Below are 25885 nucleotides of genomic sequence, written 5' to 3'. Positions count from 1 at the left end.
AGTCCGAACTCCGCGTAAAACAGCACGGAACGCCTTGGCGGCCAACAGGCCGAGGCGAAGGTTGCATACGCCCAGTCGGGGCGCTCGTAAGGCGCAGTAGGCTTCGGCGCGAGAGCCGGAGCCCCTGTACCCATGGGGACACCCCAGCCCGAGGAGCGCCCCGAATGAGCCTGACCCTGAGGACCATCAGCCGTGAGCAGCATCTGGCATTCATCCAGAGCCTGCCCTCGGCGAGCCACATGCAGGTCCCGGCATGGGCTGATGTGAAGGCGGAGTGGCGCTCCGAGAGCCTCGGCTGGTTCGACGAGAAGACCGGCGAGCTGGTCGGCGCGGGGCTGGTCCTCTACCGCCAACTCCCCAAGATCAAGCGGTACTTGGCCTATCTGCCCGAGGGCCCGGTCATCAACTGGTTCGCGCCGAATCTGGACGACTGGATCCAGCCGATGCTGGCCCACCTCAAGCACCAGGGCGCCTTCTCGGTGAAGATGGGCCCGCCGGTCATCATCCGGCGCTGGGAGGCCACCTCCATCAAGGCCGGCATCCAGAACCCGGACGTGAAGCGCCTGCGCGACATCGAGGCCGACTTCATCGAACCGCGAGCCTTCGAGGTGGCCGACAAGCTGCGCCGTATGGGCTGGCAGCAGGGTGAGGACGGCGGCGCCGGATTCGGCGACGTCCAGCCGCGCTACGTCTACCAGGTGCCGCTGGCGAATCGCTCCCTCGAAGAAGTCCACAAGAACTTCAACCAGCTGTGGCGCCGCAACATCAAGAAGGCCGAGAAGGCCGGTGTCGAGGTCGTCCAGGGCGGTTACCACGACCTCGAGGAATGGCAGCGGCTGTACGAGATCACGGCCGTGCGCGACCACTTCCGGCCCCGCCCGCTGTCGTACTTCCAGCGCATGTGGACGGCCCTCAACACCGAGGACCCCAACCGGATGCGGCTGTACTTCGCCCGGCACGACGGCGTGAACCTGTCGGCTGCGACGATGCTCGTGGTCGGCGGACACGTCTGGTACTCCTACGGCGCCTCCGACAACATCGGGCGCGAGGTCCGGCCCTCGAACGCAATGCAGTGGCGGATGCTGCGCGACGCCTACGCGCTCGGCGCCACCGTCTACGACCTGCGCGGCATCTCCGACTCGCTGGACGAGACCGACCACCTCTTCGGTCTGATCCAGTTCAAGGTGGGCACCGGCGGGCAGGCCGCCGAGTACCTCGGCGAGTGGGACTTCCCGCTCAACAAGCTGCTCCACAAGGCGCTCGACATCTACATGTCGCGCCGCTGACCTCACGGTCCTCGCTTCGATAACGTCGACAGCTCTCATACTTCTGGTACACCGCAGCCACCCGAAAGGTTCCAGGTCCGGCCATGGCGCTCACGCTCTCCGTCGACACCGCGCGCTGGCGGGCGCATCACAAGCACGTAGCCCAGCAGTTCCCCGGGCTCGTCCCGGTCTGCAAGGGCAACGGCTACGGCTTCGGGCACGAGCGACTGGCGGAGGAGGCGACGCGGCTCGGCGCGGACGTCCTCGCCGTCGGCACGACGTACGAGGCCGCCCGGATCAAGGACTGGTTCGGCGGTGACCTGCTGGTGCTGACGCCGTACCGCCGCGGCGAGGAGCCCGTTCCGCTGCCGGACCGGGTCATCCGCTCGGTGTCGTCCATCGACGGCGTGTACGGCCTCGTGGGCGCCCGTGTGGTCATCGAGGTGATGTCCTCGATGAAGCGTCACGGCGTCAGCGAGCAGGAACTCCCGCAGCTGCACTCGGCCATAGAGAACGTGCGCCTGGAGGGCTTCGCCATCCACCTCCCGCTGGACCGCACCGACGGCTCGGACGCCGTCGAGGAGGTCATCGGCTGGATGGACCGGCTGCGGGCGGCCCGGCTGCCGTTGCACACGATGTTCGTCAGCCACCTCAAGGCCGAGGAACTGGCCCGGCTGCAGCAGCAGTTCCCGCAGACCCGCTTCCGGGCCCGGATCGGCACCCGGCTGTGGCTGGGGGACCACGAGGCGACCGAGTACCGCGGGGCGGTCCTGGACGTCACCCGGGTCTCCAAGGGCGACCGCTTCGGCTACCGGCAGCAGAAGGCGGCCTCGGACGGCTATCTGGTGGTCGTAGCGGGCGGTACGTCGCACGGGGTGGGCCTGGAGGCCCCCAAGGCGCTGCACGGCGTCATGCCGCGCGCCAAGGGCGTCGCCCGCGCCGGCCTCGCCACGGTGAACCGGAACCTCTCTCCGTTCGTCTGGGACGGCAAGCAGCGCTGGTTCGCCGAGCCGCCGCACATGCAGGTCTCGATCCTGTTCGTACCGGTGGAGGCGGCCGAGCCGAAGGTGGGCGAGGAACTGGTGGCCCATCTGCGGCACACCACCACGCAGTTCGACCGCATCGTGGATCGCTGAGCCGCTCCAGGACAGCCGAAAGGCCGTACACGGAACCTCCCGTGTACGGCCTTTTCGCGTGGTCGCGCCTCTTTCGCGGGCTCTCTCCGCGCCCTGTTCGCTCAGAGCGAACGGTCGGCCGGCCCCTCGCTGCCCCACTCCACCTGCGGTCCGTCGAAGGGGGCCGCGTGCCGCCCGGGACGGGCCGCGGCCCCGAAGACGAAGACGTCCTCCGCCCTGTCGAGCACCCCGCCCGAGGGGTCGTCGTCGCCCGCCAGGCGCACCACGTCCCGCTCCGGCATGAGGATGTCCCGCACGATCACGGCGCACAGGTAGAGCGTGCCCAGGATGTGCAGGCCGATGGCCCAGTGGTAGCCGTCGGTCGGCAGGCCCTTGTGGGCATCTCCGCTGGTCGTGTACGCGAGGTACATCCAGATCCCCAGGAAGTACGCCACCTCGCACGCCTGCCAGATCAGGAAGTCCCGCCACTTCGGCCGGGCCAGCACCGCCAGGGGGACCAGCCACAGCACGTACTGCGGCGAGTAGACCTTGTTGGTCACGATGAACGCCGCGACGATCAGGAAGGCCAGCTGGGCGAAGCGCGGCCGGCGCGGAGCGGTCATCGTGAGTGCCGCGATCCCTCCGCAGCACAGCAGCATCAGCAGCGTGGCGAACGTGTTGACGGTGTCGGTGCTCAGCGGATCGGTGGACTTCTGGGCCAGGATCAGCCAGAACGACCCGAAGTCGACGCCCCGTTCCTGGCTGAACGTGTAGAACTTCGACCAGCCGTCGAAGGCGAAGAGCATCACCGGCAGGTTGACCGCCAGCCAGGCGACGGCAGTTCCTCCGAGCGCCTTCCCGAAGTCCCGCCACTTGCCCGCGCGCCAGCACAGCAGGAACAGCGGGCCGAGGAGGAAGACGGGATACAGCTTGGCGGCCGTGGCAAGGCCCAACAGGACGCCGAACGCGAGGGAACGGCCCCGAGACCACATCAGCATCGCCGCGGCCGTCAGAGCGACAGCCAGCAGGTCCCAGTTGATGGTGGCGGTCAGCGCGAAGGCGGGTGCCAGGGCGACCAGCAGACCGTCCCACGGCCGACGGGCGTGCGTGCGGCTGACGCAGACGACGATGACGGCCGCGCAGACCATCAGCATTCCGGCGTTGACCATCCAGTACCACTGTTCCTGGTGCTGGATGCTGCCGCTGCCCGGCGTGAGCCAGGCGGCCACCTCCATGAACACACCGGTCAGCACCGGGTATTCGAGGTACTGCATGTCGCCGGGCAGCTTGTCGAAGTACGGCACGAGACCGTCGGCGAAACCGCGCCCCTGATACAGGTGCGGGATGTCCGAGTAGCAGGCGTGCGTGTACTGCGAGCTGGCCCCGAAGAACCAACCGCTGTTGTAGCAGGGCGCCTTCTGGACCAGGCCGAGGGCGAACATGCCGATCGCCACCAGCGCGACGACCCGCACGGGAGTCCACCAGGACGTCCCCAGGAGAGCGCGCCGGCCGATGGGGCCACCGATCAGTTCACTCCCGGCGGCGGCGACCTGGTCGTCCTTGGTCGGCCGTACCGGGTCCGGCTCGTGCACGCTCGTGGGCGTCAGTTCTGCACTGGGCATGGGGCACATCCTGCCGTACGGACCTAGGTGTACGCCGAGGGCCGCCGCACCTCGTGGATGCGGCGGCCCCCGTTTCACGTGAAACATCCGATGAAGGGTGTTTCACGTGAAACACCCTTCACGAGCGATATGGCAGCTAACCGGTCGAGCCTCCGAAGAGGCCTCCGTTGTCGCCGCCTCTGCTGGTGCCACTGGATTCCGTGGCGGTGGCCGTGTCCGTCGGCGTGGACGTCGTACCTCCGTCGGTGCCACCGTCATCGCTGCACTGCCAGCTGAACTTGCAGGACTCGGTGGCCGAAGGTGTCGAACTCGGCGTCTCGCTCGGAGTCTCGCTCGGAGTCTCGCTGGGCGTCTCACTCGGCGTCACCACGGGCGTCGGAGTGGGAGTCGGAGCGCCGTCCTCGTTCGACACCTTGTCGATCTTGGTGGCGTCCGGGAAGCCGGGGTCGGACTTCCCCTTCAGCGCGGCCTCCATGTATTCGGTCCACACCGCTGTCGGGATGTCGCCACCGTGGATGGACGCGACGCCTGCCGTGCCGTTCATGGACAGCAGTTGGGCGTCCTTGGGGTTCTCCCTGAACATCGCGATCGACGTCGAGAGCTGCTGGGTGTAGCCGACGAACCAGGCCGACTTGTTGCTGTCGGTGGTACCGGTCTTGCCGGCCGCCGAGCGGCCCAGAGCCTTCGCGTTCTCGGCCGTACCGTTCTGGATGACGTTCTCCAGGGTGTTCGTGACGTTGTTCGCCACGTTCTCCGGCATCGCCTGCTTCACAGCCGGCTGGGTGAAACCCTCCACCGGCTGTCCGCCCTCCTTCACGGCCGTCACCGAGTACGGGTCCGCCTGCTTGCCGGACGCGGCGAACGTCGCGTACGCGTCGGCCATCCGGATCGCGCTGGGGGTCGAGGTACCGATGGCGAAGGACGGGTTCAGCGTGGCGAAACTGTCGTCCAGTATCCCGGACGCCTTGGCCACGTCCCGGACCTTCGAGTTCCCCACATCCATGCCCAACTGCACGAACGGCGTGTTGATGGACTGCTCCATCGCCTTGCGCAGGGAGATGTAACCCCAGGGGTAGTTGCTCTCGTTGTTCTGGTAGAAGATCGAACCGTCCTTGTTCAGGACATTCGTGCCGTCCTGGTTTCTGACCTTGAGATGGTCGTCGCCGTTGTACTTGCTGAGCGGCGAGATACCGACGCCGTCGGTCTTGTACGTGCCGTACTCCATGGCGGCGGCGAGCACGAACGGCTTCCAGGTCGATCCCACGGGGACACCCGAGGTGTCGGCGTTGTTGGTGAAGTGGCCGTTCTCGTAGCCGTCACCGCCGTAGAGGGCGACGATCGCTCCGTCCTTGGGCACCACCGAGGCCGCGCCGAACTGGACGTACTTGTCCAGGCTGCGCTTCTTCGGATCGATGCGCTCCTTCTGGATCTTCTTCACGGCCGCGCTCAGCTCGTTGACCTTGTCCTTCTGGAAGGTCGTGTAGATCTGGTAGCCGCCCTTGTCGAACTCGGTCTGCGAGATGTTCGAGTGGTTCAGGACGTACTTCTTGGCCGTGTCCACCAGGTAGCTGATCTGGCCGGTCATGCCCTTGGTCGCCTTCAAGCCCTGGGGCGTGGGGTACTTTTTGATGGCTTCCTGGTACTCGGCGTCCGTGATGTGTTTGTCGTTGTGCATCTGCTCAAGGATCCAGCTCCAGCGGGCCTCGGAGCGCTTGAGGTTGTCAGCGGCAGTCGCCGCGGGGTCGATGTTCGTGGCGCCGATCGGGTCGTAGTAGGTCGGACCCTTCAGCAGTGCTGCGAGGAAGGCGCACTGCGACGGCTTGAGATCCACCGCGTCCACGCCGTAGTAGGTCTGCGCGGCGGCCTGTATGCCGTAGGCGCCACGGCCGTAGTACGAGGTGTTCAGGTAGCCCTGCAGCACCTGCTGCTTGCTGAGTGACGTCCCCACCTTGATGGAGATGAACATCTCCTTGAACTTACGGGTGACCGTCTGTTCCTGGCTCAGGTAGGTGTTCTTGACGAACTGCTGGGTGATCGTCGAACCACCCTGCGTCTGACCGCCCTTGGCCATGTTGGCCAGGGCTCGGGCGATCCCCATGGGGTCGACGCCCGAGTCCGTGTAGAAGCTCTTGTTCTCGGCCGAGATCACCGACCACTGCATGGCCTGGGGGATCTGGGCGATGGTGATGTTCTGGCGGTTCGCCCCGGTGCCCGTGGCGACCATCTGAGTATGGTCGGCCCAGTAGTAGACGTTGTTCTGCGACTTGGCCGCGTCGTTCTCACTGGGGATGCCGACCATCGCGTACCCGACGCCGACCGCGGCCACCAGGCTGCCGAAGAAGAACAGGCACAGGCCGGAGACAAGCCTCCAGGAGGGCATCCAGCGGCGCCATCCGTACTTGTCGAAGCGCGGATAGTCGATGATCCGCTTCTTGCCGGGCGCGGGAGCGCGACCTCTGCCCCGACCGGGCCCGTTCGGGCCGCCGGGACCTTGACCGGCGGGCTCTCTGCGACGGCCGCCGCCTCTCTGGGCAGCCTTGCGTGCTTCGGCGCGGCTGCCGAACTGGCGCTCTTCACCCCCCGGCTCGGCGGGGTTCGACCCATAGGAGTCGGAGGGAGACCCGGTGGTGGCGCCTCGCGGTGCCGCGCGGCGGCCGGAGGTAGGTCCGGACTGGCCGCGTCGGGCCGCGGCACGTCCGCCTCCCTGCGGCTGCGGCGGTTTGCGACGGTGCTCGCTCATCGAACGATTACTCCTCGGGCAGGCGCATCCGTGCGCGCCTGGAAACGGCGGCTGGTTTCCGGTCCCCCCGAAGTACGGATGTGGTCGGTTCTGCATTCATCCGTACCGCACCGGGGACGTTGACGCCCCCACGCGTCACTTGGTTCCCGGTGGTGTGCATGCCGCACAGACTACGCACCGTCAAAACCTGCTTAGCCCCGAAGTTCACCCCAAATCAGGCAACTTGATTCCAACGAATCAGTGATGTGACGCCGCTCACCATCTCCCCACTTGTCGCATCCGGAAGGCCGTTCTATCGTCTGGATGTATCGAGTCGATACATCAGCTCGGCATAAAGACCGTCACGGTCGGCCCGCGGACAGGAAGGAGGCGACGATGAGCAGACGCTCCGGCATCCTCGAGTTCGCCATCCTCGGCCTGCTCCGCGAATCCCCGATGCACGGCTACGAGCTGCGCAAACGACTCAACACCTCACTGGGTGTGTTCCGTGCGTTCAGCTACGGGACGCTCTACCCCTGCCTCAAGACGCTGGTCGCCAACGGCTGGTTGATCGAGGAGACGGGGAACACCCCCGAGGACGCCCTTACCGCCACCCTCGCGGGACGTCGCGCCAAGATCGTCTACCGGTTGACGGCGGAAGGTAAGGAGCACTTCGAGGAGCTGCTCTCGCAGACGGGGCCCGACGCGTACGAGGACGAACATTTCGCCGCTCGTTTCGCCTTCTTCGGGCAGACGTCACGCGACGTACGCATGCGCGTACTGGAAGGTCGCCGCAGCCGGCTGGAGGAGCGTCTCGACAAGATGCGCACCTCCCTGGCGCGGACCCGGGAGCGCCTCGACGACTACACGCTTGAGCTGCAGCGCCACGGAATGGAGTCCGTGGAGCGCGAAGTGCGCTGGCTGAACGAGCTCATCGAGAGCGAGCGTGCCGGACGGGACCTGAAGGGTCCCGCCTCCGGAGGCTCCGCTCAGCAGGACAGCACATCTGGGGAGTCGGGCGGCCTGCCCCGGCTCGGGGGCGCCACCCCCGGGCCGGATCCGTCCGACGAAACCACCACATGAGGTCCAGTCAGGGCCTCACCTCGCACACACAGGGAGCAACCGGAATGGGTTCGGTTCGCGTAGCCATCGTCGGCGTGGGCAACTGCGCCGCGTCACTGGTTCAGGGCGTCGAGTACTACAAGGACGCCGACCCGGCGGCCAAGGTGCCCGGCCTGATGCACGTCCAGTTCGGCGAGTACCACGTCGGTGACGTCGAGTTCGTCGCCGCGTTCGACGTCGACGCGAAGAAGGTCGGCCTCGACCTCTCCGACGCCATCGGTGCCAGTGAGAACAACACCATCAAGATCTGCGACGTCCCGAACAAGGGCGTCACGGTCCAGCGCGGTCACACCCTCGACGGCCTGGGCAAGTACTACCGCATGACGATCGAGGAGTCGGACGAGACCCCGGTCGACGTGGTCCAGATCCTCAAGGACAAGCAGGTCGACGTCCTGATCTGCTACCTGCCCGTCGGTTCCGAGGACGCGGCGAAGTTCTACGCCCAGTGCGCCATCGACGCCAAGGTCGCCTTCGTCAACGCCCTCCCGGTCTTCATCGCCGGCACCAAGGAGTGGGCCGACAAGTTCACCGAGGCTGGTGTCCCGATCGTCGGCGACGACATCAAGTCGCAGGTCGGCGCCACCATCACGCACCGTGTGATGGCGAAGCTGTTCGAGGACCGCGGTGTCCGTCTCGAGCGCACCATGCAGCTCAACGTCGGCGGCAACATGGACTTCAAGAACATGCTGGAGCGCGACCGCCTCGAGTCCAAGAAGATCTCGAAGACGCAGGCCGTCACCTCGCAGATCCCGGACCGCGACCTGGGCGAGAAGAACGTCCACATCGGCCCGTCGGACTACGTCCAGTGGCTCGACGACCGCAAGTGGGCCTACGTCCGCCTCGAGGGCCGCGCCTTCGGCGACGTCCCGCTGAACCTGGAGTACAAGCTCGAGGTCTGGGACTCCCCGAACTCCGCGGGTGTCATCATCGACGCCCTGCGCGCCGCGAAGATCGCCAAGGACCGCGGCATCGGCGGCCCGATCCTCTCCGCGTCGAGCTACTTCATGAAGTCCCCGCCGGTCCAGTACTTCGACGACGAGGCGTACGCCAACGTCGAGAAGTTCATCAAGGGCGAGGTCGAGCGCTAGGACCCGCCGGTTCGGTCGTCGAGGGTCCCCGGGCATTGCGCCCGGGGACCCTCCTCGTATGTGAGGCTGTGCCCATGGCCGTCGTCCGTGACCTGCGCATCCTCCTGCGCTTCCAGGGCTTCCGCCGCCTGCTCGCCGTACGCCTGCTCTCCCAGGGCGCGGACGGCGTCTACCAGGTCGCACTCGCCGCCTACGTCGTCTTCTCCCCGGAGAAACAGACCTCGGCCGCCGCGATCGCCTCCGCGATGGCCGTCCTGCTCCTCCCGTACTCCCTCATCGGCCCCTTCGCCGGCGTCCTCCTGGACCGCTGGCGCCGCCGCCAGGTCTTCCTCTACGGCAACCTGCTGCGCGCCCTGCTGGCCGCACTGACCGCCGTCCTGATGCTGAGTCACGTCCCGGACTGGCTCTTCTACGTCTCCGCCCTGTGCGTCACCGCCGTCAACCGCTTCGTCCTCGCTGGCCTGTCCGCCGCCCTTCCGCGCGTGGTCGACGACGAACGCCTGGTCGTCGCCAACTCCCTTTCCCCCACGGCCGGAACACTGGCGGCGACGCTGGGCGGCGGCCTCGCCTTCCTCGTCCGGCTGCTGGTCGCGGACACCGACGCCGCGGTGGTACTGCTGGGAGCGGCCCTCTACCTGTGCGCGGCCCTCACGTCCCTGCGCATGGCCCCCGAACTCCTCGGCCCCGACCGCGCGTTGACCCAGCCCCGACTGGCCACAGCACTCGCCGGCACCGCCCGGGACCTGACGGCGGCGGTACGCCATCTCGCCGCGCCTCAGCGCAGGGAAGCGGTCTGGGCTCTCGCCGCGATGACCCTGATGCGCTTCTGCTACGGCGCCCTGACCGTCCTGCTGCTGATGCTCTGCCGCTACGCCCTCTCCTCGACCCCGGACGACGGACTGCGCCTGCTGGGGCTGGCGTTGGGGGTGTCCGGCGCCGGCTTCTTCGTGGCGGCCGTGGTGACACCCTGGGCCGCCGGACGACTCGGACCCGGCCGCTGGATCGCCGTGTGCGCCGCGGGCGCCGCCCTCCTGGAACCGGCGCTCGGCCTCCCCTTCGCCACCGCCCCCATGCTGGCGGCGGCCTTCGTCCTGGGCCTGACCACACAAGGCGCGAAGATCGCCACGGACACGATCGTGCAGTTCTCGGTCGACGACGGCTTCCGCGGCCGCATCTTCTCCGTCTACGACGTCCTGTTCAACGTCGCCTTCGTCGGCGCCGCCGCGATGGCCGCCCTGATGCTTCCCCCTGACGGGCGCTCAGCGGTGCTGGTGCTCACCGTGGCCGTCGTCTACGGAGCAGTTGCTGTGACTATGGCCCACTTTGAGCGCCGGACAGTGTCACATCACTGATACGGAGCCGCTCCGGGCCGCGGCAGTGTCAGTGGGGGCAGGTAACTTACGGGCGTCTTATTTCGCATCATGCCGCACGCCAGACCAAGGGTCATGCCGTGCCATGCGTCCACGTTCCAGGGGGACCCCAGTGACTACTCCGCCGCCTCAGAGCCCGAACCCATACGCCCAGGGCCCGAATCCCTACGCCCAGGACCAGCAGCCCTACGGCCAGCCTCAGACTCCGGCACCGTACCCGCCGCAGGCCCAGGCGCAGGCGCCCTACCCGCCGCAGGCCCAGGCCCCGTACCCGCCTCAGGGCGGCTACCCGCAGCAGCCCGGCCAGCCCGGGTTCCCGCCCCAGGGCGGGGCCCCGTACGCTCCGGTCCCCCCGCAGCCGAAGCGTAAGTTCAGCCCCAAGATGATCCGCATCGGCGTCATCGTCCTGATCGCTGCCGGCGCGGCCATCTTCAGCTTCATATCGAGCCAGGACGACGCCGACACCGCCAAGGTCGGCGACTGCATGCACCGTGGCAGCACCAGCGACACCAACCCGGACCTGGAGGTCGTGAAGTGCAGCGACTCGAAGGCCCAGTACACGGTGCTTGCCAAGATCAGCGGCAAGTACTCCGAGTCGGAAGCCGACGCCAAGTGCGCCGCGGCCGCCAAGGACTTCCAGTACTCGTACACCGAGAGCGGTGACGGCAGTAACTTCCTGCTCTGCCTGAAGGACTACTCGAAGAAGTAGAGAAGACGCGACGAGGGGCGGCGTTTCACGTGAAACACCGCCCCCGATGCTGTCCGGGGTCATGTTTCACGTGAAACATGACCCCGTTCCACGGCCTCAGCCCTCCGCGGCCCACCACTCCTTGAGTGCGGCCACCGCCGCCTCATGCTCCATCGGCCCGTTCTCCAGCCTCAGTTCCAGCAGGAACTTGTACGCACGGCCGATGACCGGCCCGGGTGTGACGCCCAGGATCTCCATGATCTGGTTGCCGTCGAGGTCGGGACGGATCGAGTCCAGCTCCTCCTGCTCCTGCAGCTGGGCGATGCGTTCCTCCAGACCGTCGTACGCACGGGACAGCGCGGCGGCCCTGCGCTTGTTCCGTGTGGTGCAGTCCGAGCGGGTCAGCTTGTGGAGGCGGTCGAGAAGCGGGCCGGCGTCACGGACATAGCGGCGGACGGCCGAGTCGGTCCACTCGCCGGTGCCGTAGCCGTGGAAACGCAGGTGGAGTTCGACGAGTCGGGAGACGTCCTTCACCAGATCGTTGGAGTACTTGAGCGCCAGCATGCGCTTCTTGGTCATCTTCGCGCCGACCACCTCGTGGTGGTGGAACGAGACCCGACCGTCGTTCTCGAAGCGGCGGGTGCGCGGCTTGCCGATGTCGTGCAGCAGGGCGGCGAGGCGGAGGGTGAGGTCGGGACCGTTCTCCTCCAGTTCGATCGCCTGCTCCAGAACGATCAGCGTGTGTTCGTAGACGTCCTTGTGCCGGTGGTGCTCGTCGCTCTCCAGGCGGAGGGCGGGAAGCTCGGGCAGGACGTGGTCGGCGAGTCCGGTGTCGACCAGCAGGGCCAGCCCCTTGCGCGGGTGCGCGGAGAGGATCAGCTTGTTCAGCTCGTCCCGCACCCGCTCGGCCGAGACGATCTCGATCCGCCCGGACATCTCCGTCATCGCCGCGACGACCTCGGGAGCGACCTCGAAGTCGAGCTGCGCGGCGAAGCGAGCCGCCCGCATCATCCGCAGGGGGTCGTCGGAGAAGGACGCCTCGGGAGTGCCCGGGGTCCGCAGCACCCGGGCCGCGAGGTCGCCGAGACCGCCGTGTGGGTCGATGAACGCCTTCTCCGGGAGCGCGACAGCCATCGCGTTCACCGTGAAGTCACGGCGGACGAGGTCTTCCTCGATCGAGTCGCCGTACGACACCTCGGGCTTGCGCGAGGTGCGGTCGTACGCCTCGGACCGATACGTAGTGACCTCGATCTGGTAGCCGTCCTTCTGCGCCCCCACCGTGCCGAAGGCGATCCCGACCTCCCACACGGCGTCCGCCCACGGCCGGACGATCTTCAGTACGTCCTCGGGGCGAGCGTCCGTCGTGAAGTCCAGGTCGTTGCCGAGCCGCTCGAGCAGCGCGTCCCGGACCGAGCCGCCGACCAGGGCGAGAGAGAACCCGGCCTCCTGGAAACGGCGGGCGAGGTCGTCGGCGACGGGAGCCACCCGCAGCAGCTCGCTCACCGCGCGGTGCTGCACCTGGCTCAGGGCACTGGGGTTGTCTTCGTTGGCGTTCGGCACAACAGAAAAGGGTACGTGGCCCCGGCCGCCGCGAGCGCCTCCATTAAATGTGCACGGACACGTCCCCTGATACCCGTGCAAGCGCTGCTCTTGCGACGTACGAGAGCGCTCCCCTTTATATGGGCACATACAGGACGGTCCGCCGCTGTTCCCCGATCTTGTCGAGCAGTCCGCGGCACTTCCCCTCAGCGCGCATCGTTACCATGCGTGGACGCACATTGCGACGACCACTGACGATGACGAGGGACGGGCGAGCGCGTGGCCGAGGCGGCAGACTTCCAGGGGACGAGTCCCTCACCTGCCCGCCGGTGGCTGCGGCGCACCGGCGCACTGCTCGCCGGGGCGCCTCTGCTGGCCGGCCTCCTCCAGCTGTCCGCCGCCGCGCCCGCCGGTGCGGCCGAGCAGACGTCCGCGAAGGCCGCCTCCGGCTCGCAGACGGTCTCCATCTCCCTGGACACGCTCAGCCCCAGCATCCCCACGGACGGGGACACGCTGACCGTCTCCGGGACGGTGACCAACAACGGCAAACAGGCGGTCACCGACGCGCACGTCGGCCTGCGCCTGGGCCAGGCGCTGAGCACCCGTTCGGCGATCGACACCGTCGCCAAGCGCACCGACTTCATCCAGGGCGTCGACGGCTCGGAGGTCGGCGACAAGTACACCGAGCAGTTCTCCAAGCTCACTCCGGGCGTCGCCGAGCCCTTCACCCTCTCCGTGCCCGTCGACAAGCTGGACCTCGGTGACGACGGCGTCTACCCGCTCGGGGTCTCGCTCTCCGGCCAGACCTCGGCGCAGCCGTGGGAACAGGTGCTGGGCATCCAGCGGACGTTCCTGCCGTGGCAGCCCGACGAGGCGGACACGAAGACGAAGACGACGTATCTCTGGCCGCTCGTCTCCGGCATCCACATGACGGCGCAGACGGGTTCCAACGAGCAACAGACGCCGGTCTTCCGCAACGACGACCTCGCCAAGGAGATCGCCCCGGGCGGTCGCCTCGACCAGATGCTGTCGCTGGGCAAGGATCTCGACGTCACCTGGGTGATCGACCCGGACCTGCTGGCCTCTGTCGATGCGATGACCAGCAGTTACAAAATCCAGGGGGACGGCGACACCACGACGACGGGTACCCACCAGGCGGTCGCCAAGGCATGGCTCGCCGAGCTGCAGACGGCGGTCGCCGACAAGGAGGTCGTCGCCCTCCCCTTCGCCGACCCGGACCTGGCGTCCCTCGCCCACAACGGCACCAGCGTCACCGGCTCGCTGAGCCACCTCAAGGACGCCACGGACGTCGCCGCGAGCACCGTGGAGACGGTGCTGCACGTGACGCCGAACACGGACTTCGCGTGGCCGGTGAACGGCGCCGTGGACCCGTCGATCATCAAGGTCGCGACCTCGGCCGGCGCCGACAAGGTGATCGCCCGCAGCGACAGCCTCCAAGAGACCGGCGGCCTGTCGTACACGCCCTCCGCGGCCCGCCCCATCGGCGGCGGTACGACGGCGGTGGTCGCGGACGCACGGCTCTCGACTGCGTTCCAGGGCGACCTGACGAAGGCCGGGGACGCCACGCTCGCCGAGCAGCAGTTCCTCGCCCAGAGCCTGGCGCTGGACCTGCAGACGGACAAGCAGCGCAGCATCGTCGTCGCCCCGCAGCGGATGCCGACCGGGAGCCAGGCCCAGACGATGGCCGAGGCGCTGACGACCCTCCAGGGCAGCACCTGGACCGAGTCGCAGGATCTCGCCGCGGCGGCCAAGGCCAAGCCCGACCCGAGCGCCACGACGAAGATCCCGTCGTCCTCCTCGTACCCCTCCTCCCTGCGCAGGCAGGAGCTGCCGAAGGCGGCCTTCGAGCAGATCGCGGCGACCCAGGACAGGCTCGACAACTTCCGGGTGATCCTCACCGACGAGTCCCGGGTCGTGACCCCGTTCGGGCGGGCCATGAACCGTGAGATGTCCACGTCGTGGCGGGGACAGGCGGGCGAGGCCGCGAACTTCCGCCAGAGCGTGCTGAACTATCTCGACGACCTCACCAACCAGGTGAAGCTGATCGACAAGTCCGAGACCAAGCTCTCGGGCCGCAGCGCCACGATCCCCGTGACCGTGCAGAACAACCTGGTGCAGGGCGTCCAACACCTGGTGCTGCGCCTCACCTCGACGAGCCCCACGCGCCTGAAGATCGGCGGCAACGCCTACACGCAGCAGCGGGTCACGGTCAACGGCGGGCACAGCCAGTCCGTGAAGTTCACCACCTCGGCCAACGCCAACGGCAAGGTGACCGTGATCGCGCAGCTGTACACGGAGGACGGCCAGGAGTACGGCCAGGCCGTCAGCTTCGACGTGAAGGTCACCGAGGTCACGGCCACCGTCATGCTGGTCATCGGCGGCGGTGTCCTGCTGCTCGTCCTCGCCGGCTTCCGGATGTACACCCACCGCAAGCGCGCCGTCGCCCGCCAATCCGAAGAGGGTCCCGACGGACCCGACGACGGGGCGGCCGAAGAACCCGGCGGCCCGGAGAACCCCGAAGGCCCCCCGGACCGTCTCCAGGAGGAGTCCGGCGCTCCGTCCCGGGCAGACGACCCGGCGGAGCACCCGAGTGACCCGACACCGGACACCGCACCGGAAAGCGCCGACCCGTCCGGCACGGGTGAGAGAGTGGACCGTTGAGCGATGTCGTGGCCGGTGGGCCCGGGGACGATGAGGTGGGGTAACCATGAACGCGCCGTACGACGGTGACCGCGGTCAGGGCGCGGGCGGCTCGGGCTACCCCGAGAGCCCGCCGCCCGAACACGGCCAGGTGCCGCCGCAGCCCCCCGCGGACATGTACCTCCAGGACGCCTACGACCAGGACCCCTACCGGGCGCAGGACCTCTCCGCCCAGGACCCGGTCGCCGAGGCGCTCTACGACCGCGCCGCGCACCCCCCGCCACCTCCGGGCACGTACCAGCCGCAGCCCCCGCTCTACGCGCAGCCGCCCCAGTCCCCGTACGCCCCCGACCCCCGCGTCTGGGCCCAGACCCCGGCACCCGAGCCGGAGGGTCCGACCCAGTACCTGCCGTACGGCGACGACGCCCGCACGACCCAGTTCGTGGGCGTGGACGACCTCGTGACCGGGGCCGGCGAGGAGCACCACGAGCCGGACGCCTTCGCGCATCTCTTCCGCGACCAGGGTCAGGGCGGCGGACGTCCGCAGATGGATTCCCCGGCGGTACCCGGCCCGTCCCCGGCGCCGATGTCCGACGCCACGATGCAGCTCACTCCCACGGCACCGGCGCCCGCGGCCGCTCCCAAGAAGAGCGGGAAGGCCACCGGCCTGCTGAAGTCGAGCGCCGTGATGGCGGCGGGCACGATGGTCTCCCGCCTGACCGGCTTCGTCCGCTCGGCGCTGATCGTCTCGGCGCTGGGCGTCGGCATGCTCGGCGACACCTTCCAGGTCGCCTACCAGCTGCCCACGATGATCTACATCCTGACCGTGGGCGGCGGCCTGAACTCCGTCTTCGTGCCGCAGCTCGTGCGCGCCATGAAGGAGGACGAGGACGGCGGTGAGGCGTTCGCCAACCGGCTGCTGACCCTCGTCATGGTGGCCTTGGGCGCGCTCACCGCGGTGGCGGTCTTCGCGGCGCCCCTCCTGATCCGCCTGCTGTCCGACTCGGTGGCCAGCGACCCGGCGGCCAACGAGGTGGGTGTCACCTTCGTCCGCTACTTCCTGCCCTCGATCTTCTTCATGGGCGTCCACGTCGTGATGGGCCAGATCCTGAACGCGCGCGGCAAGTTCGGCGCGATGATGTGGACCCCGGTCCTCAACAACATCGTCATCATCGTGACGCTCGGCATGTTCATCTGGGTGTACGGCACCTCCGCGAACTCCGGCATGAAGGTCACGAACATCCCGCCGGAGGGCCAGCGGCTGCTCGGCATCGGTGTGCTGCTCGGCCTGGTCGTCCAGTCGCTCGCGATGATCCCGTATCTGCGGGAGACCGGGTTCCGTCTGCGGCTGCGCTTCGACTGGCGCGGCCACGGCCTCGGCAAGGCCGCGACACTCGCCAAGTGGACCGTCCTCTTCGTCCTCGCCAACCAGGCCGGCGCGATCGTCGTGTCCCAGCTGTCCACCGCTGCGGGCAAGGCCTCGCCCGTCGACGGCACCGGCTTCGCCGCCTACGCCAACGCACAGCTCATCTGGGGCCTGCCGCAGGCGATCATCACCGTCTCCCTGATGGCCGCCCTGCTGCCGCGCATCTCGCGCTCGGCGGCGGAGGACGACGGAGGCGCCGTCCGCGACGACATCTCCCAGGGGCTGCGCACGACCGCCGTGGCGATCGTGCCGATCGCCTTCGGCCTGCTCGCCCTCGGCATCCCGATGTGCACCCTGATCTTCGGCTCCTCGGGGACGAACTCGGCGACCAACATGGGCTTCATGCTGATGGCCTTCGCCCTCGGCCTGATCCCGTACTCGGTTCAGTACGTCGTCCTGCGTGCCTTCTACGCCTACGAGGACACCCGGACGCCCTTCTACAACACCGTCATCGTGGCCGCGGTCAACGCGGGCGCCTCGGCGGTCTGTTACTACGTCCTCCCGGCCCGCTGGGCCGTGGTGGGCATGGCGGCCTCGTACGGCCTCGCGTACGCGACCGGTGTCGGTGTCGCCTGGAACCGGCTGCGCAAGCGGCTGAACGGCGACCTGGACGGCGCTCGCGTCATGCGGACGTACGCTCGCCTCAGCATCGCCTCCGTGCCGGCCGCACTGCTCAGTGGTGCGGCTTGCTACGGGATCGGTCATACGCTCGGCCAGGGGGTCGTCGGCTCGTTCGCCGCCCTCGTGGTCGGCGGTGCCGTACTGCTCGGAATCTTCTACGTCGCGGCCCGCCGCATGCGCATCGAGGAGCTCAACTCCCTCGTGGGCATGGTGCGCGGGCGCTTGGGACGTTGAGGCGGGGGCACACGCACAACCATCGTCCGCCGCTGTGTGTCGTGCATAGCGGCAGACTGTGGGCACAATTGGTTTCGGCGTCGGACAGCGTGCAACGGATGGGGAGGCAGGAGCGACGGTGGCGGAACGGAGCACGGCTGCCGTCGACGTGGCAGACAACAGCGGCGACGAGCCGCTGACCGCCAAGGCGGACCAGGCCACGGCCGACGGGGTGGCCCAGAACCCGGAGCGGGACACGGAGAGCGACAAGGCACAGGGGAGCGGCGGGATCGAGGAAACCGAGAAGGCCTCGCCTCCCGAACTGCACAGCGGTCACAAGCTCGCCAGACGCTATCGCCTCGAAGAGTGCGTCACCCGTCTGGACGGCTTCAGCAGTTGGCGCGCGGTGGACGAGAAACTCCGCCGTGCCGTCGGCGTCCACATCCTGCCCGCGGACCATGCGCGGGCACGTTCCGTGCTGGCCGCGGCCCGTTCCTCGGCGCTGCTGGGCGATCCACGCTTCGTCCAGGTCCTGGACGCCGTGGAGGAGAACGACCTCGTCTACGTCGTCCACGAATGGCTGCCCGACGCCACGGAACTGACGGCGCTTCTGGCCCCCGGCCCGCTGGAGGTGCACGACGCCTACCAGATGGTCAGTCAGATCGCCTCGGCCATGGCCGCCGCGCACCGCGAGGGCCTCGCCCATCTGCGCCTGAACCCGAACGCGGTGCTGCGCACCTCGTCCGGCCAGTGGCGCATCCGCGGCCTTGCCGTCAACGCCGCGCTGCGCGGCATCAGTTCGGACACCCCGCAGCGCACGGACACGGAGGCGATCGGCGCCCTGCTGTACGCGGCGCTCACCCAGCGCTGGCCGTACGAGAGCGACGCCTACGGCCTGTCCGGGCTGCCCAAGGGCGTCGGTCTCATCGCCCCCGACCAGGTGCGCGCCGGTGTCCACCGCGGTCTGTCGGAGCTCGCCATGCGCGCGCTCGCCAACGACGGTGCTACGGCCTCCCGGCACGAGTCGGCGTGCACCACGCCGGAGGAACTGGTGAAGGCGATCGGCGAGATGCCCCGCATCCGCCCGCCGGAGCCCTCGTTCACCGCACCGCCCGAGTACCAGCGCACGACGTACCAGCAGGGCACGTACGGCCGTCCGTCGCCGCCCGGTGCCACCCAGGTTCTGCCGACCCCGCCGCCCCCGCTGCAGAGCCGCACCGGCAAGGCCCTCAAGTGGGCCGTGTCCGCGCTGCTGATCGCCGCACTGGGCCTGGGCAGCTGGCAGCTCGCGGACGCCCTCATGGACCAGGGCAACAAGTCCGAGGACACCAAGCAGACCCAGACGACGGACGGGAACGACAAGAGCGGCGACAAGACCAAGCCGGTCAAGACGTTCGCGATCCAGGGCGCCAAGGAGTTCGTGGCGAAGGGCGACGCCCAGCACCCGAACGACGTCGACAAGACCTACGACGGCGACAAGTCCACGTACTGGAGGACCTCCAGCTTCATAGGGGGCCCGGTGCTCGCGCCGTACAAGCCGGGCGTGGGCATCGTCTACGACCTCGGTTCGGTCCAGGACGTCTCCACGGCGACCATAGGGCTCTACTACGGCGGCGATCACACGACGGTGAAGCTCTACGCGACCAACTCGCTGTCGCCCTCCTCGCTTGACTCCATGACACAACTCGGCACCGTCACGACGACCGGTACCAGTGCCACGGTGAAGGTCACCAAACACGTGAGGAGCCGGTACGTTCTTGTCTGGCTCACCGCTCTGCCGCACGCGGACAGCGACCAGTACAGCGACGCCGGCTACAAGCAGGCCATCACCGACGTGAAGTTCACGGGCTGACGTCTCACCGGAGGGGGAGGGGGTCCGATGGCGGAAGGCGCCGGATACGACGGAACGAGCGATCAGGATCTGCTCGCCCGCCATGTCGAAGGCGACCCGGACGCCTTCGGTGAGCTCGTACGGCGGCACCGGGACCGGCTCTGGGCCGTGGCCCTGCGCACGCTGGGAGACCGCGAGGAGGCCGCTGACGCGGTCCAGGACGCCCTTGTCTCCGCCTACCGGGCCGCCCACACCTTCCGCGGCCAGTCGGCCGTCACGACCTGGCTGCACCGCATCACGGTGAACGCCTGTCTGGACCGCGCCCGCAAGGCGGCCTCCAGGAAGACGTCTCCGGTCGACGACACGGAGCGCCTGGAACAGCTCCTGGAACCGCACGAGTCGGCCTCGGCTCCCGCGGAGCGCAACGACCTGCACCGCCAACTGCTGGAAGCCCTGGGCACCCTCCCGCCCGACCAGCGCGCCGCCCTCGTCCTCGTGGACATGCAGGGCTACCCCGTCGCGGAGGCCGCCCGCATGCTCGATGTGCCGACCGGCACGGTGAAGAGCCGCTGCGCCCGCGGAAGAGCCAGACTGCTGCCGCTGCTCACCCATCTACGGCCGGAAAGAGCCGGTGACGGCAAGGAACCGGGCGCTGGACGGAACCGGGCGCAGGGGACATCCGTCCCACCGGCAGCGGGACCTCGCGACGGAGGTCCCAAGGATGCAGGGCCGAGCGATTCAGCTGCTGTGAAGGGCGGAGGTGGGCGAGCGTGACATCCACGACAGACACGGCCGGGCACCCGGACGTCGCGGAGATCTCCGACCTCACCGAGGGCCTTCTCCCGCCGTCCAGGGGAGCCGAGGTACGACGGCATCTGGACGAGTGCGAACTCTGTGCGGACGTCCACGACTCGCTAGAGGAGATCCGGGGTCTGCTGGGCAGCATGCCCGGCCCGCCGCGTATGCCCGCCGAGGTCGCGGGCCGTATCGACGCAGCCCTCGCGGCGGAGGCGCTGCTGGGCTCCACCGCCCCCGAGGCCCTGGCCGCGCCAACATTGGTGAGCGCGTCCCGAGCCACATCGGACGAGGACAGCGAGGCGCATGTTTCACGTGAAACATCGCTGACGTCGGACCGCCCGTCAGGACACGGACACGCAGCGACCGGTCCCGGACGCAAGGATCGTAAGGAACGCAAGGAGCGGACTCGCGGCGGACGTCGCGGGCGGATCGTCCTGGGAGCCGTGTTCACCGCGGCCGTACTGGGAGCCGGCTCTCTGTTCATCCAGTCGCTGGGCGACCACACGTCGTCCGACACCGCTCAGGGGAACGCGACCAGCTCTGCGGACACCTTCTCCAAGGGGAAGCTGGAGAGCGAGGTCTCGGGTCTCCTCTCCACCAAGTCGTCCACGAGTCAGGGCGCCAACAGTCAGAAGCCCTGGAACGTCGCGTCCGACCCCGGCGGCGCGGAGTCTTCCACCAAGACTCCCAAGACCCTGATCGAACCGTCCGGCTCCATCCCGGACTGCATCCGGCAGGGCGTCGACCGTGGCAACACCGATGTCCTCGCTTTCAAGAAGGGCACCTACAACGGGACCGCCGCCTATCTCGTGGTGCTCCCCGACGCTTCCGACAACAGCCGCGTCACGGCCTACGTCGTCGACGCGGCCTGCGTGAGCCGCCAGACATCCACTCCTGGCAAGGTCCTTCTGACCCGGTCGTTCCCGCATTCCTGACTCCGGACTTCTACGCTCCACCCACCGTGGCGATTCCCTGCCGCGTGCTGTCTCCGTGTGCCCGGACACAGCGGGAATGCTGGCCCCGTAGGATCCGTTGGGTGGTGTGGAGGCTCTGACAGGGGCTCCCGCCGGTCGTACTGACGCAGTCCAGAGACGAGGAACCAAGCCGTGAGCGACGTCCGAAACGTGATCATCATCGGCTCCGGGCCCGCCGGCTACACGGCGGCGCTCTACACCGCGCGCGCGTCGCTGAAGCCGCTGGTGTTCGAAGGTGCCGTCACCGCTGGTGGCGCGCTGATGAACACCACCGAGGTCGAGAACTTCCCGGGCTTCCAGGACGGCGTCATGGGCCCCGAGCTCATGGACAACATGCGCGCCCAGGCCGAGCGCTTCGGCGCTGAGCTGATCCCGGACGACGTGGTCTCCGTCGACCTGACCGGTGAGGTCAAGACCGTCACGGACACCTCGGGCACCGTGCACCGGGCGAAGGCCGTCATCGTCACCACCGGCTCTCAGCACCGCAAGCTGGGCCTGCGGAACGAGGACGCGCTGTCCGGCCGGGGTGTCTCCTGGTGTGCCACCTGTGACGGGTTCTTCTTCAAGGACCAGGACATCGCCGTCATCGGCGGCGGCGACACGGCGATGGAGGAGGCGACCTTCCTCTCCCGCTTCGCCAAGTCCGTGACGATCGTCCACCGCCGGGACAGCCTGCGCGCCTCCAAGGCGATGCAGGAGCGCGCCTTCGCCGACCCGAAGATCAAGTTCGTCTGGGACAGCGAGGTCGCCGAGATCGAGGGCGACCCCAAGCTCGCCGGCCTCAAGCTGCGCAACCTGAAGACCGGGGAACTCTCGGACCTGGCGGTGACGGGCCTGTTCATCGCGATCGGCCACGACCCCCGCACGGAGCTCTTCAAGGGCCAGCTCGACCTGGACGGGGAGGGCTACCTGAAGGTCGAGGCGCCCTCGACTCGCACCAACCTGACCGGTGTCTTCGGCGCCGGTGACGTCGTCGACCACACCTACCGCCAGGCGATCACCGCAGCCGGTACCGGCTGCTCCGCCGCTCTGGACACCGAGCACTTCCTTGCCGCCCTCGCGGACAAGGAGCAGGCGGAGCCCGCGAAGACCACCGTCTGACCCCCATCCTCCCCACCGCACGATCAAGTTAAGGAGCCCGCCGTGGCCGGCACTCTGAAGAATGTGACCGACGATTCCTTCGACGAGGACGTCCTCAAGAGCGACAAGCCCGTCCTGGTGGACTTCTGGGCTTCCTGGTGCGGCCCGTGCCGCCAGATCGCTCCGTCCCTCGAAGCCATCGCGGCCGAACACGGCGACCAGATCGAGATCGTCAAGCTCAACATCGACGAGAACCCGGCTACGGCCGCCCGGTACGGCGTCATGTCCATCCCGACCCTGAACGTCTACCAGGGCGGCGAGGTCGCCAAGACCATCGTCGGCGCCAAGCCGAAGGCCGCGATCCTTCGCGACCTCGACGAGTTCATCGCCGCGAAGTGATGTTTCACGTGAAACCGTGTTTCACGTGAAACATGAAGGGGCCGACTCTCCGGAGTCGGCCCCTTCGCTTTAGAGCGGTCGAAGCGCTGGTTCCTTCTGCACGGCTCCCAGCAACCGGTCGAGCGCCATCTCCACGTCTTCCTTCCAGGAGAGCGTCGTACGCAGCTCCAGCCTCAGCCGTGGATAGGTGGGATGCTGACGGACCGTCTTGAAGCCCACAGCGAGCAGATGATCGGCGGGCAGGACGCAGGCGGCCTCTTTCGCGCGGGCATCGCCGAAGGCCTCGATCGCTTTGAAGCCCCGCCGCAGCAGATCCTTGGCCACTGTCTGCACCATGACCCGTCCCAGTCCCTGCCCCTGGTAGCCCGGCATGATGAACGACGTCATCAGTTGCACGGCGTCCGGTGAGACGGGGCTCGTGGGAAACGCCGTCGAGCGGGGGACATAGGCAGGGGGTGCGTAGAGGACGAAGCCCACTGGCACGTCATCGACGTAGACGACGCGCCCGCAGGAGCCCCAGTCCAGGAGGACGGCGGAGATCCAGGCTTCCTTCTCCAGGGCCGCCGTGTCCGTCTTTACCGCGGCTTGCCCTCTGACGGGGTCCAGCTCCCAGAAGACGCACGACTGACAACGGTTGGGAATGTCCGGGAGGTTGTCCAGCGTGAGCGGTACGAGCCGACGCCCCATGAAGGCTGATCCTCGCTTCCTTCGCCCGCAGCGTCACGGGCGGCTGTCAGAGCGCTGCGTTCCCTGAGCAGACTGCCGACGAACCCGCCGACCGCCCCCAGGCCCAGACCCGCGCTCACCAGTCCGGTGCGGCTCACCGTTCGCATGGCCCCCGCCTCCCCTAAGAGGTGCTGCCAGGTGGATGCGCCATACCCCAACGCATCGTATCGATGATGCGATTGCATCGATACCGACAGAAAGCAAAGAGCGGGCCGCGTTCCGGTACACACCGGACACGGCCCGCTCTGCTGGTCGGACGGACAGAATCCCCGCCGTCGGCCGGACGGCTCAGGCCTCGTCCTCCGCGTCGTCATCCAGCAGACTCCGCTGCAGGACCGGCCCCTCACCCGGAGCCAGCGAACCGAGGATCCGCTCAAGGTCCTCCATCGAGGCAAACTCGACAGTGATCTTCCCCTTCTTCTGGCCCAGGTCGACCTTCACCCGGGTCTCGAAGCGATCCGAGAGGCGCGTGGCGAGATCGGACAGCGCCGGGGAGACCAGGGCGCCGGCCCGCGGCCCCTTGGAACGCTGAGCCGTCTGGGGCCGCGAACCCATCAGGGTCACGATCTCCTCGACGGCCCGCACCGAGAGCCCCTCTGCCACGATCCGGTGGGCCAGCCGGTCCTGCTCCTCCGAGTCGTCCACGGAGAGCAGCGCCCGGGCGTGGCCGGCGGAGAGGACTCCGGCGGCGACACGGCGCTGGACCGACGGCGAGAGCTTCAGCAGCCTCAGGGTGTTGGAGACCTGCGGACGCGAACGCCCGATGCGGTCCGCCAACTGGTCGTGCGTGCAGTTGAAGTCCTTGAGCAACTGGTCGTACGCAGCCGCCTCTTCGAGCGGGTTCAGCTGGGCGCGGTGCAGGTTCTCCAGGAGCGCGTCCAGGAGAAGCTTCTCGTCGTCCGTGGCCCGCACGATCGCCGGGATCGCCTCCAGGCCAGCCTCACGGCAGGCCCGCCAACGCCGCTCGCCCATGATGAGCTCGTAGCTCGTCGGGCCGACCTGCCGTACGACGACGGGCTGGAGAAGGCCGACCTCCTTGATGGAGGTGACGAGCTCTTGCAGCGCGTCCTCGTCGAAGACCTCACGCGGCTGGCGCGAGTTCGGCGTGATGGAGTCGAGGGGCAGCTCGGCGAAGTGGGCACCGATGGGAGGCGCGAACGTCTCCACAGCGCCGTTCGACGACGGCTCCTCCATGTCGTAGGAGACCGGCGGCAGCGTGGTGACCTTCGCCGCGGCCACTCCCCGGTCGCCGGTGATGACCGGAACAGCCGTCGGGGACGCGGAACCCATGGCAGCCGGAGCCACCGTCTTCTCCCCGGTCGGGGCTGCGGGGATCAGTGCGCCGAGCCCACGGCCCAAACCCCTCCGTCGCTCGCTCACTGGATGCCCTCCACCATGCTCTGGTCGCTCTGAGCGCCGATGTGCGCATGCGGTGCGTCGTAGCTGACGCCCACACCCTTCAGCGCGATTTCCCTTGCTGCCTCAAAGTAGGAGAGGGCACCGCTCGATCCGGGATCGTAGGTCAGTACCGTCTGCCCATAACTCGGCGCCTCGGAGATACGGACCGAGCGGGGAATGCTCGTCCGCAGCACCTCGTCGCCGAAGTGACTGCGCACCTCGTCCGCGACCTGGGACGCGAGACGCGTCCGGCCGTCGTACATGGTGAGCAGGATGGTCGACACATGCAGGTTGGGGTTGAGGTGCCCCCGAACCAGGTCGACGTTGCGCAGCAACTGTCCGAGGCCTTCCAGCGCGTAGTACTCGCACTGGATCGGGATGAGGACCTCCGCGCCGGCGACCAACGCGTTGACCGTCAGCAGGCCGAGCGAGGGCGGACAGTCGATGAGGATGTAGTCCAGCGGCTGCTCGTAGGCCTGGATCGCCCGCTGCAGTCTGCTCTCACGTGCCACCAGGGACACCAGCTCGATCTCCGCACCGGCGAGATCGATCGTGGCAGGGGCACAGAAGAGACCCTCGACATCGAGGACCGGCTGCACGACTTCGGAGAGAGGCCTGCTGTCGACCAACACGTCATAGATGGAAGGGACTTCCGCGTGGTGGTCGATCCCCAGTGCTGTGGACGCATTGCCCTGTGGGTCGAGGTCGACCACCAGAACACGGGCGCCGTGCAGTGCCAGCGAAGCGGCAAGATTGACGGTCGTCGTCGTCTTGCCCACCCCGCCCTTCTGGTTGGCGACGACCATGATGCGGGTCTGCTCAGGACGTGGCAGACCCTCGCCGGCACGGCCTAGGGCTTCCACCGCCAGTTGGGCAGCACGACCGATGGGAGTGTCGTCCATAGGGGGCGGTGTTTCACGTGAAACATCCTCCCCCATCGACTCGGTACGGGGACCGGGGACCGGATCGGTCATCGGTCCCGCGATGTTGGCGTCGGACCGCAAGGATTCACTCTCCTCGACTTCAGGCTCGCAATGAACAGAGCCTCCCATGTCTTCAGGGTCGTGAACCAGTGAGGCCTGTTGTTCTGTGGAGAATTCCACCTCTGTGGACAACTCCGTGCCCTCTCCGAGTGATCCGAGAGGCTTCCGGTCGCGGGGTTCGGCCGCAGCGCGGGTGCGGCCGATGATGCCGTGCAGCAGTGAGCGACGTTTCACGTGAAACACGATG

At 68.1% G+C, this 25885-nt stretch carries 19 protein-coding genes; 13 read left to right on the top strand and 6 right to left on the bottom strand.

Annotation, left to right across the window (positions count from 1 at the left end; translation table 11 throughout):
• The first annotated feature begins 164 nt into the window (after positions 1–164).
• The gene (gene femX / locus OO69_RS39425) at positions 165–1286 is read left to right on the top strand and encodes a peptidoglycan bridge formation glycyltransferase FemX (RefSeq protein ID WP_033285753.1); all 1122 of its coding nucleotides are present in this window, start codon (positions 165–167) and stop codon (positions 1284–1286) included.
• Between the two features lie 83 nt (positions 1287–1369).
• On the top strand, positions 1370–2401 hold the full coding sequence (locus OO69_RS39420; protein ID WP_033285752.1) for an alanine racemase: 1032 nt from the start codon (positions 1370–1372) through the stop codon (positions 2399–2401).
• 101 nt (positions 2402–2502) lie between these two features.
• On the opposite strand, the gene OO69_RS39415 is transcribed toward OO69_RS39420, so the two are convergent.
• Positions 2503–4011, bottom strand: coding sequence for a glycosyltransferase family 87 protein (locus tag OO69_RS39415; RefSeq protein WP_078652773.1), 1509 nt, complete (start codon positions 4009–4011; stop codon positions 2503–2505).
• Between the two features lie 127 nt (positions 4012–4138).
• Positions 4139–6382, bottom strand: a complete 2244-nt coding sequence (locus OO69_RS39410; protein WP_033285750.1) for a transglycosylase domain-containing protein — start codon at positions 6380–6382, stop codon at positions 4139–4141.
• A gap of 735 nt (positions 6383–7117) precedes the next feature.
• On the opposite strand from OO69_RS39410, the gene OO69_RS39405 reads away from it, so the two are divergent.
• From OO69_RS39405 to OO69_RS39390, 4 genes are all read left to right on the top strand, one after another.
• Complete coding sequence (locus tag OO69_RS39405; protein ID WP_033285749.1) at positions 7118–7804, top strand: PadR family transcriptional regulator; 687 nt, start codon at positions 7118–7120, stop codon at positions 7802–7804.
• Between the two features lie 44 nt (positions 7805–7848).
• Positions 7849–8931: an inositol-3-phosphate synthase gene (locus tag OO69_RS39400; RefSeq protein WP_019055136.1), complete on the top strand. Its 1083-nt coding sequence runs from the start codon at positions 7849–7851 to the stop codon at positions 8929–8931.
• 74 nt (positions 8932–9005) lie between these two features.
• A complete protein-coding gene (locus OO69_RS39395; protein ID WP_033285748.1) occupies positions 9006–10283 on the top strand; it encodes an MFS transporter in 1278 nt (425 codons plus the stop codon).
• 130 nt (positions 10284–10413) lie between these two features.
• Positions 10414–11010: an LppU/SCO3897 family protein gene (locus OO69_RS39390; protein ID WP_033285747.1), complete on the top strand. Its 597-nt coding sequence runs from the start codon at positions 10414–10416 to the stop codon at positions 11008–11010.
• Between the two features lie 96 nt (positions 11011–11106).
• Here the strand turns inward: OO69_RS39390 and OO69_RS39385 are convergent, their stop codons facing one another.
• Positions 11107–12549, bottom strand: a complete 1443-nt coding sequence (locus OO69_RS39385) for a CCA tRNA nucleotidyltransferase (protein ID WP_033285746.1) — start codon at positions 12547–12549, stop codon at positions 11107–11109.
• Between the two features lie 258 nt (positions 12550–12807).
• Between OO69_RS39385 and OO69_RS39380 the strand changes: the two genes are divergently transcribed.
• From OO69_RS39380 to trxA, 7 genes are all read left to right on the top strand, one after another.
• A complete protein-coding gene (locus OO69_RS39380; RefSeq protein ID WP_033285745.1) occupies positions 12808–15210 on the top strand; it encodes a DUF6049 family protein in 2403 nt (800 codons plus the stop codon).
• Positions 15211–15256: 46 nt separating this feature from the next.
• Complete coding sequence (gene murJ, locus OO69_RS39375) at positions 15257–17470, top strand: murein biosynthesis integral membrane protein MurJ (RefSeq protein ID WP_033285744.1); 2214 nt, start codon at positions 15257–15259, stop codon at positions 17468–17470.
• A gap of 118 nt (positions 17471–17588) precedes the next feature.
• Positions 17589–19301, top strand: a complete 1713-nt coding sequence (locus OO69_RS39370) for a protein kinase family protein (RefSeq protein ID WP_033285743.1) — start codon at positions 17589–17591, stop codon at positions 19299–19301.
• Between the two features lie 27 nt (positions 19302–19328).
• The gene (gene sigM / locus OO69_RS39365; RefSeq protein WP_033285742.1) at positions 19329–20054 is read left to right on the top strand and encodes an RNA polymerase sigma factor SigM; all 726 of its coding nucleotides are present in this window, start codon (positions 19329–19331) and stop codon (positions 20052–20054) included.
• On the top strand, positions 20051–21013 hold the full coding sequence (locus OO69_RS39360) for a membrane protein (RefSeq protein WP_033285741.1): 963 nt from the start codon (positions 20051–20053) through the stop codon (positions 21011–21013). Before sigM ends, OO69_RS39360 begins: the two co-directional genes overlap by 4 nt.
• A gap of 171 nt (positions 21014–21184) precedes the next feature.
• Positions 21185–22153, top strand: a complete 969-nt coding sequence (gene trxB, locus OO69_RS39355) for a thioredoxin-disulfide reductase (protein ID WP_033285740.1) — start codon at positions 21185–21187, stop codon at positions 22151–22153.
• Between the two features lie 42 nt (positions 22154–22195).
• On the top strand, positions 22196–22531 hold the full coding sequence (gene trxA, locus OO69_RS39350; RefSeq protein WP_033285739.1) for a thioredoxin: 336 nt from the start codon (positions 22196–22198) through the stop codon (positions 22529–22531).
• Between the two features lie 69 nt (positions 22532–22600).
• Here trxA and OO69_RS39345 read toward each other — a convergent pair whose 3' ends face one another.
• The 3 genes from OO69_RS39345 to OO69_RS39335 all read right to left on the bottom strand — a co-directional run bounded on the left by OO69_RS39345 (position 22601) and on the right by OO69_RS39335 (position 25707).
• Positions 22601–23218 (bottom strand): GNAT family N-acetyltransferase, encoded by a 618-nt coding sequence (locus tag OO69_RS39345; RefSeq protein WP_033285738.1) that lies wholly within the window; start codon positions 23216–23218, stop codon positions 22601–22603.
• 327 nt (positions 23219–23545) lie between these two features.
• Positions 23546–24637 carry a ParB/RepB/Spo0J family partition protein gene (locus OO69_RS39340; protein WP_033285737.1) on the bottom strand — a complete coding sequence of 364 codons (1092 nt, stop codon included), beginning with the start codon at positions 24635–24637 and terminating at the stop codon, positions 23546–23548.
• Positions 24634–25707: a ParA family protein gene (locus OO69_RS39335; RefSeq protein WP_078652772.1), complete on the bottom strand. Its 1074-nt coding sequence runs from the start codon at positions 25705–25707 to the stop codon at positions 24634–24636. Before OO69_RS39335 ends, OO69_RS39340 begins: the two co-directional genes overlap by 4 nt.
• Between the last annotated feature and the right edge of the window lie 178 nt (positions 25708–25885).

The sequence above is a fragment of the Streptomyces sp. NRRL F-525 genome (genome assembly GCF_000716605.1).
Lineage (GTDB): Bacteria > Actinomycetota > Actinomycetes > Streptomycetales > Streptomycetaceae > Streptomyces.
This window is presented reverse-complemented; position numbering and strand designations above follow the sequence as displayed.

What these genes read in the sequence shown, in the direction of transcription:
- femX (WP_033285753.1), top strand. Translation starts at nt 165, where the DNA reads ATGAGCCTGACCCTGAGGACCATCAGCCGTGAGCAGCATCTGGCATTC.
- OO69_RS39335 (WP_078652772.1), bottom strand. Translation starts at nt 25,707, where the DNA reads ATGGGAGGCTCTGTTCATTGCGAGCCTGAAGTCGAGGAGAGTGAATCC.
- murJ (WP_033285744.1), top strand. Translation starts at nt 15,257, where the DNA reads ATGAACGCGCCGTACGACGGTGACCGCGGTCAGGGCGCGGGCGGCTCG.
- sigM (WP_033285742.1), top strand. Translation starts at nt 19,329, where the DNA reads ATGGCGGAAGGCGCCGGATACGACGGAACGAGCGATCAGGATCTGCTC.
- OO69_RS39345 (WP_033285738.1), bottom strand. Translation starts at nt 23,218, where the DNA reads ATGGGGCGTCGGCTCGTACCGCTCACGCTGGACAACCTCCCGGACATT.
- OO69_RS39400 (WP_019055136.1), top strand. Translation starts at nt 7,849, where the DNA reads ATGGGTTCGGTTCGCGTAGCCATCGTCGGCGTGGGCAACTGCGCCGCG.
- OO69_RS39410 (WP_033285750.1), bottom strand. Translation starts at nt 6,382, where the DNA reads ATGCCCTCCTGGAGGCTTGTCTCCGGCCTGTGCCTGTTCTTCTTCGGC.
- OO69_RS39415 (WP_078652773.1), bottom strand. Translation starts at nt 4,011, where the DNA reads ATGTGCCCCATGCCCAGTGCAGAACTGACGCCCACGAGCGTGCACGAG.
- OO69_RS39395 (WP_033285748.1), top strand. Translation starts at nt 9,006, where the DNA reads ATGGCCGTCGTCCGTGACCTGCGCATCCTCCTGCGCTTCCAGGGCTTC.
- OO69_RS39420 (WP_033285752.1), top strand. Translation starts at nt 1,370, where the DNA reads ATGGCGCTCACGCTCTCCGTCGACACCGCGCGCTGGCGGGCGCATCAC.
- OO69_RS39405 (WP_033285749.1), top strand. Translation starts at nt 7,118, where the DNA reads ATGAGCAGACGCTCCGGCATCCTCGAGTTCGCCATCCTCGGCCTGCTC.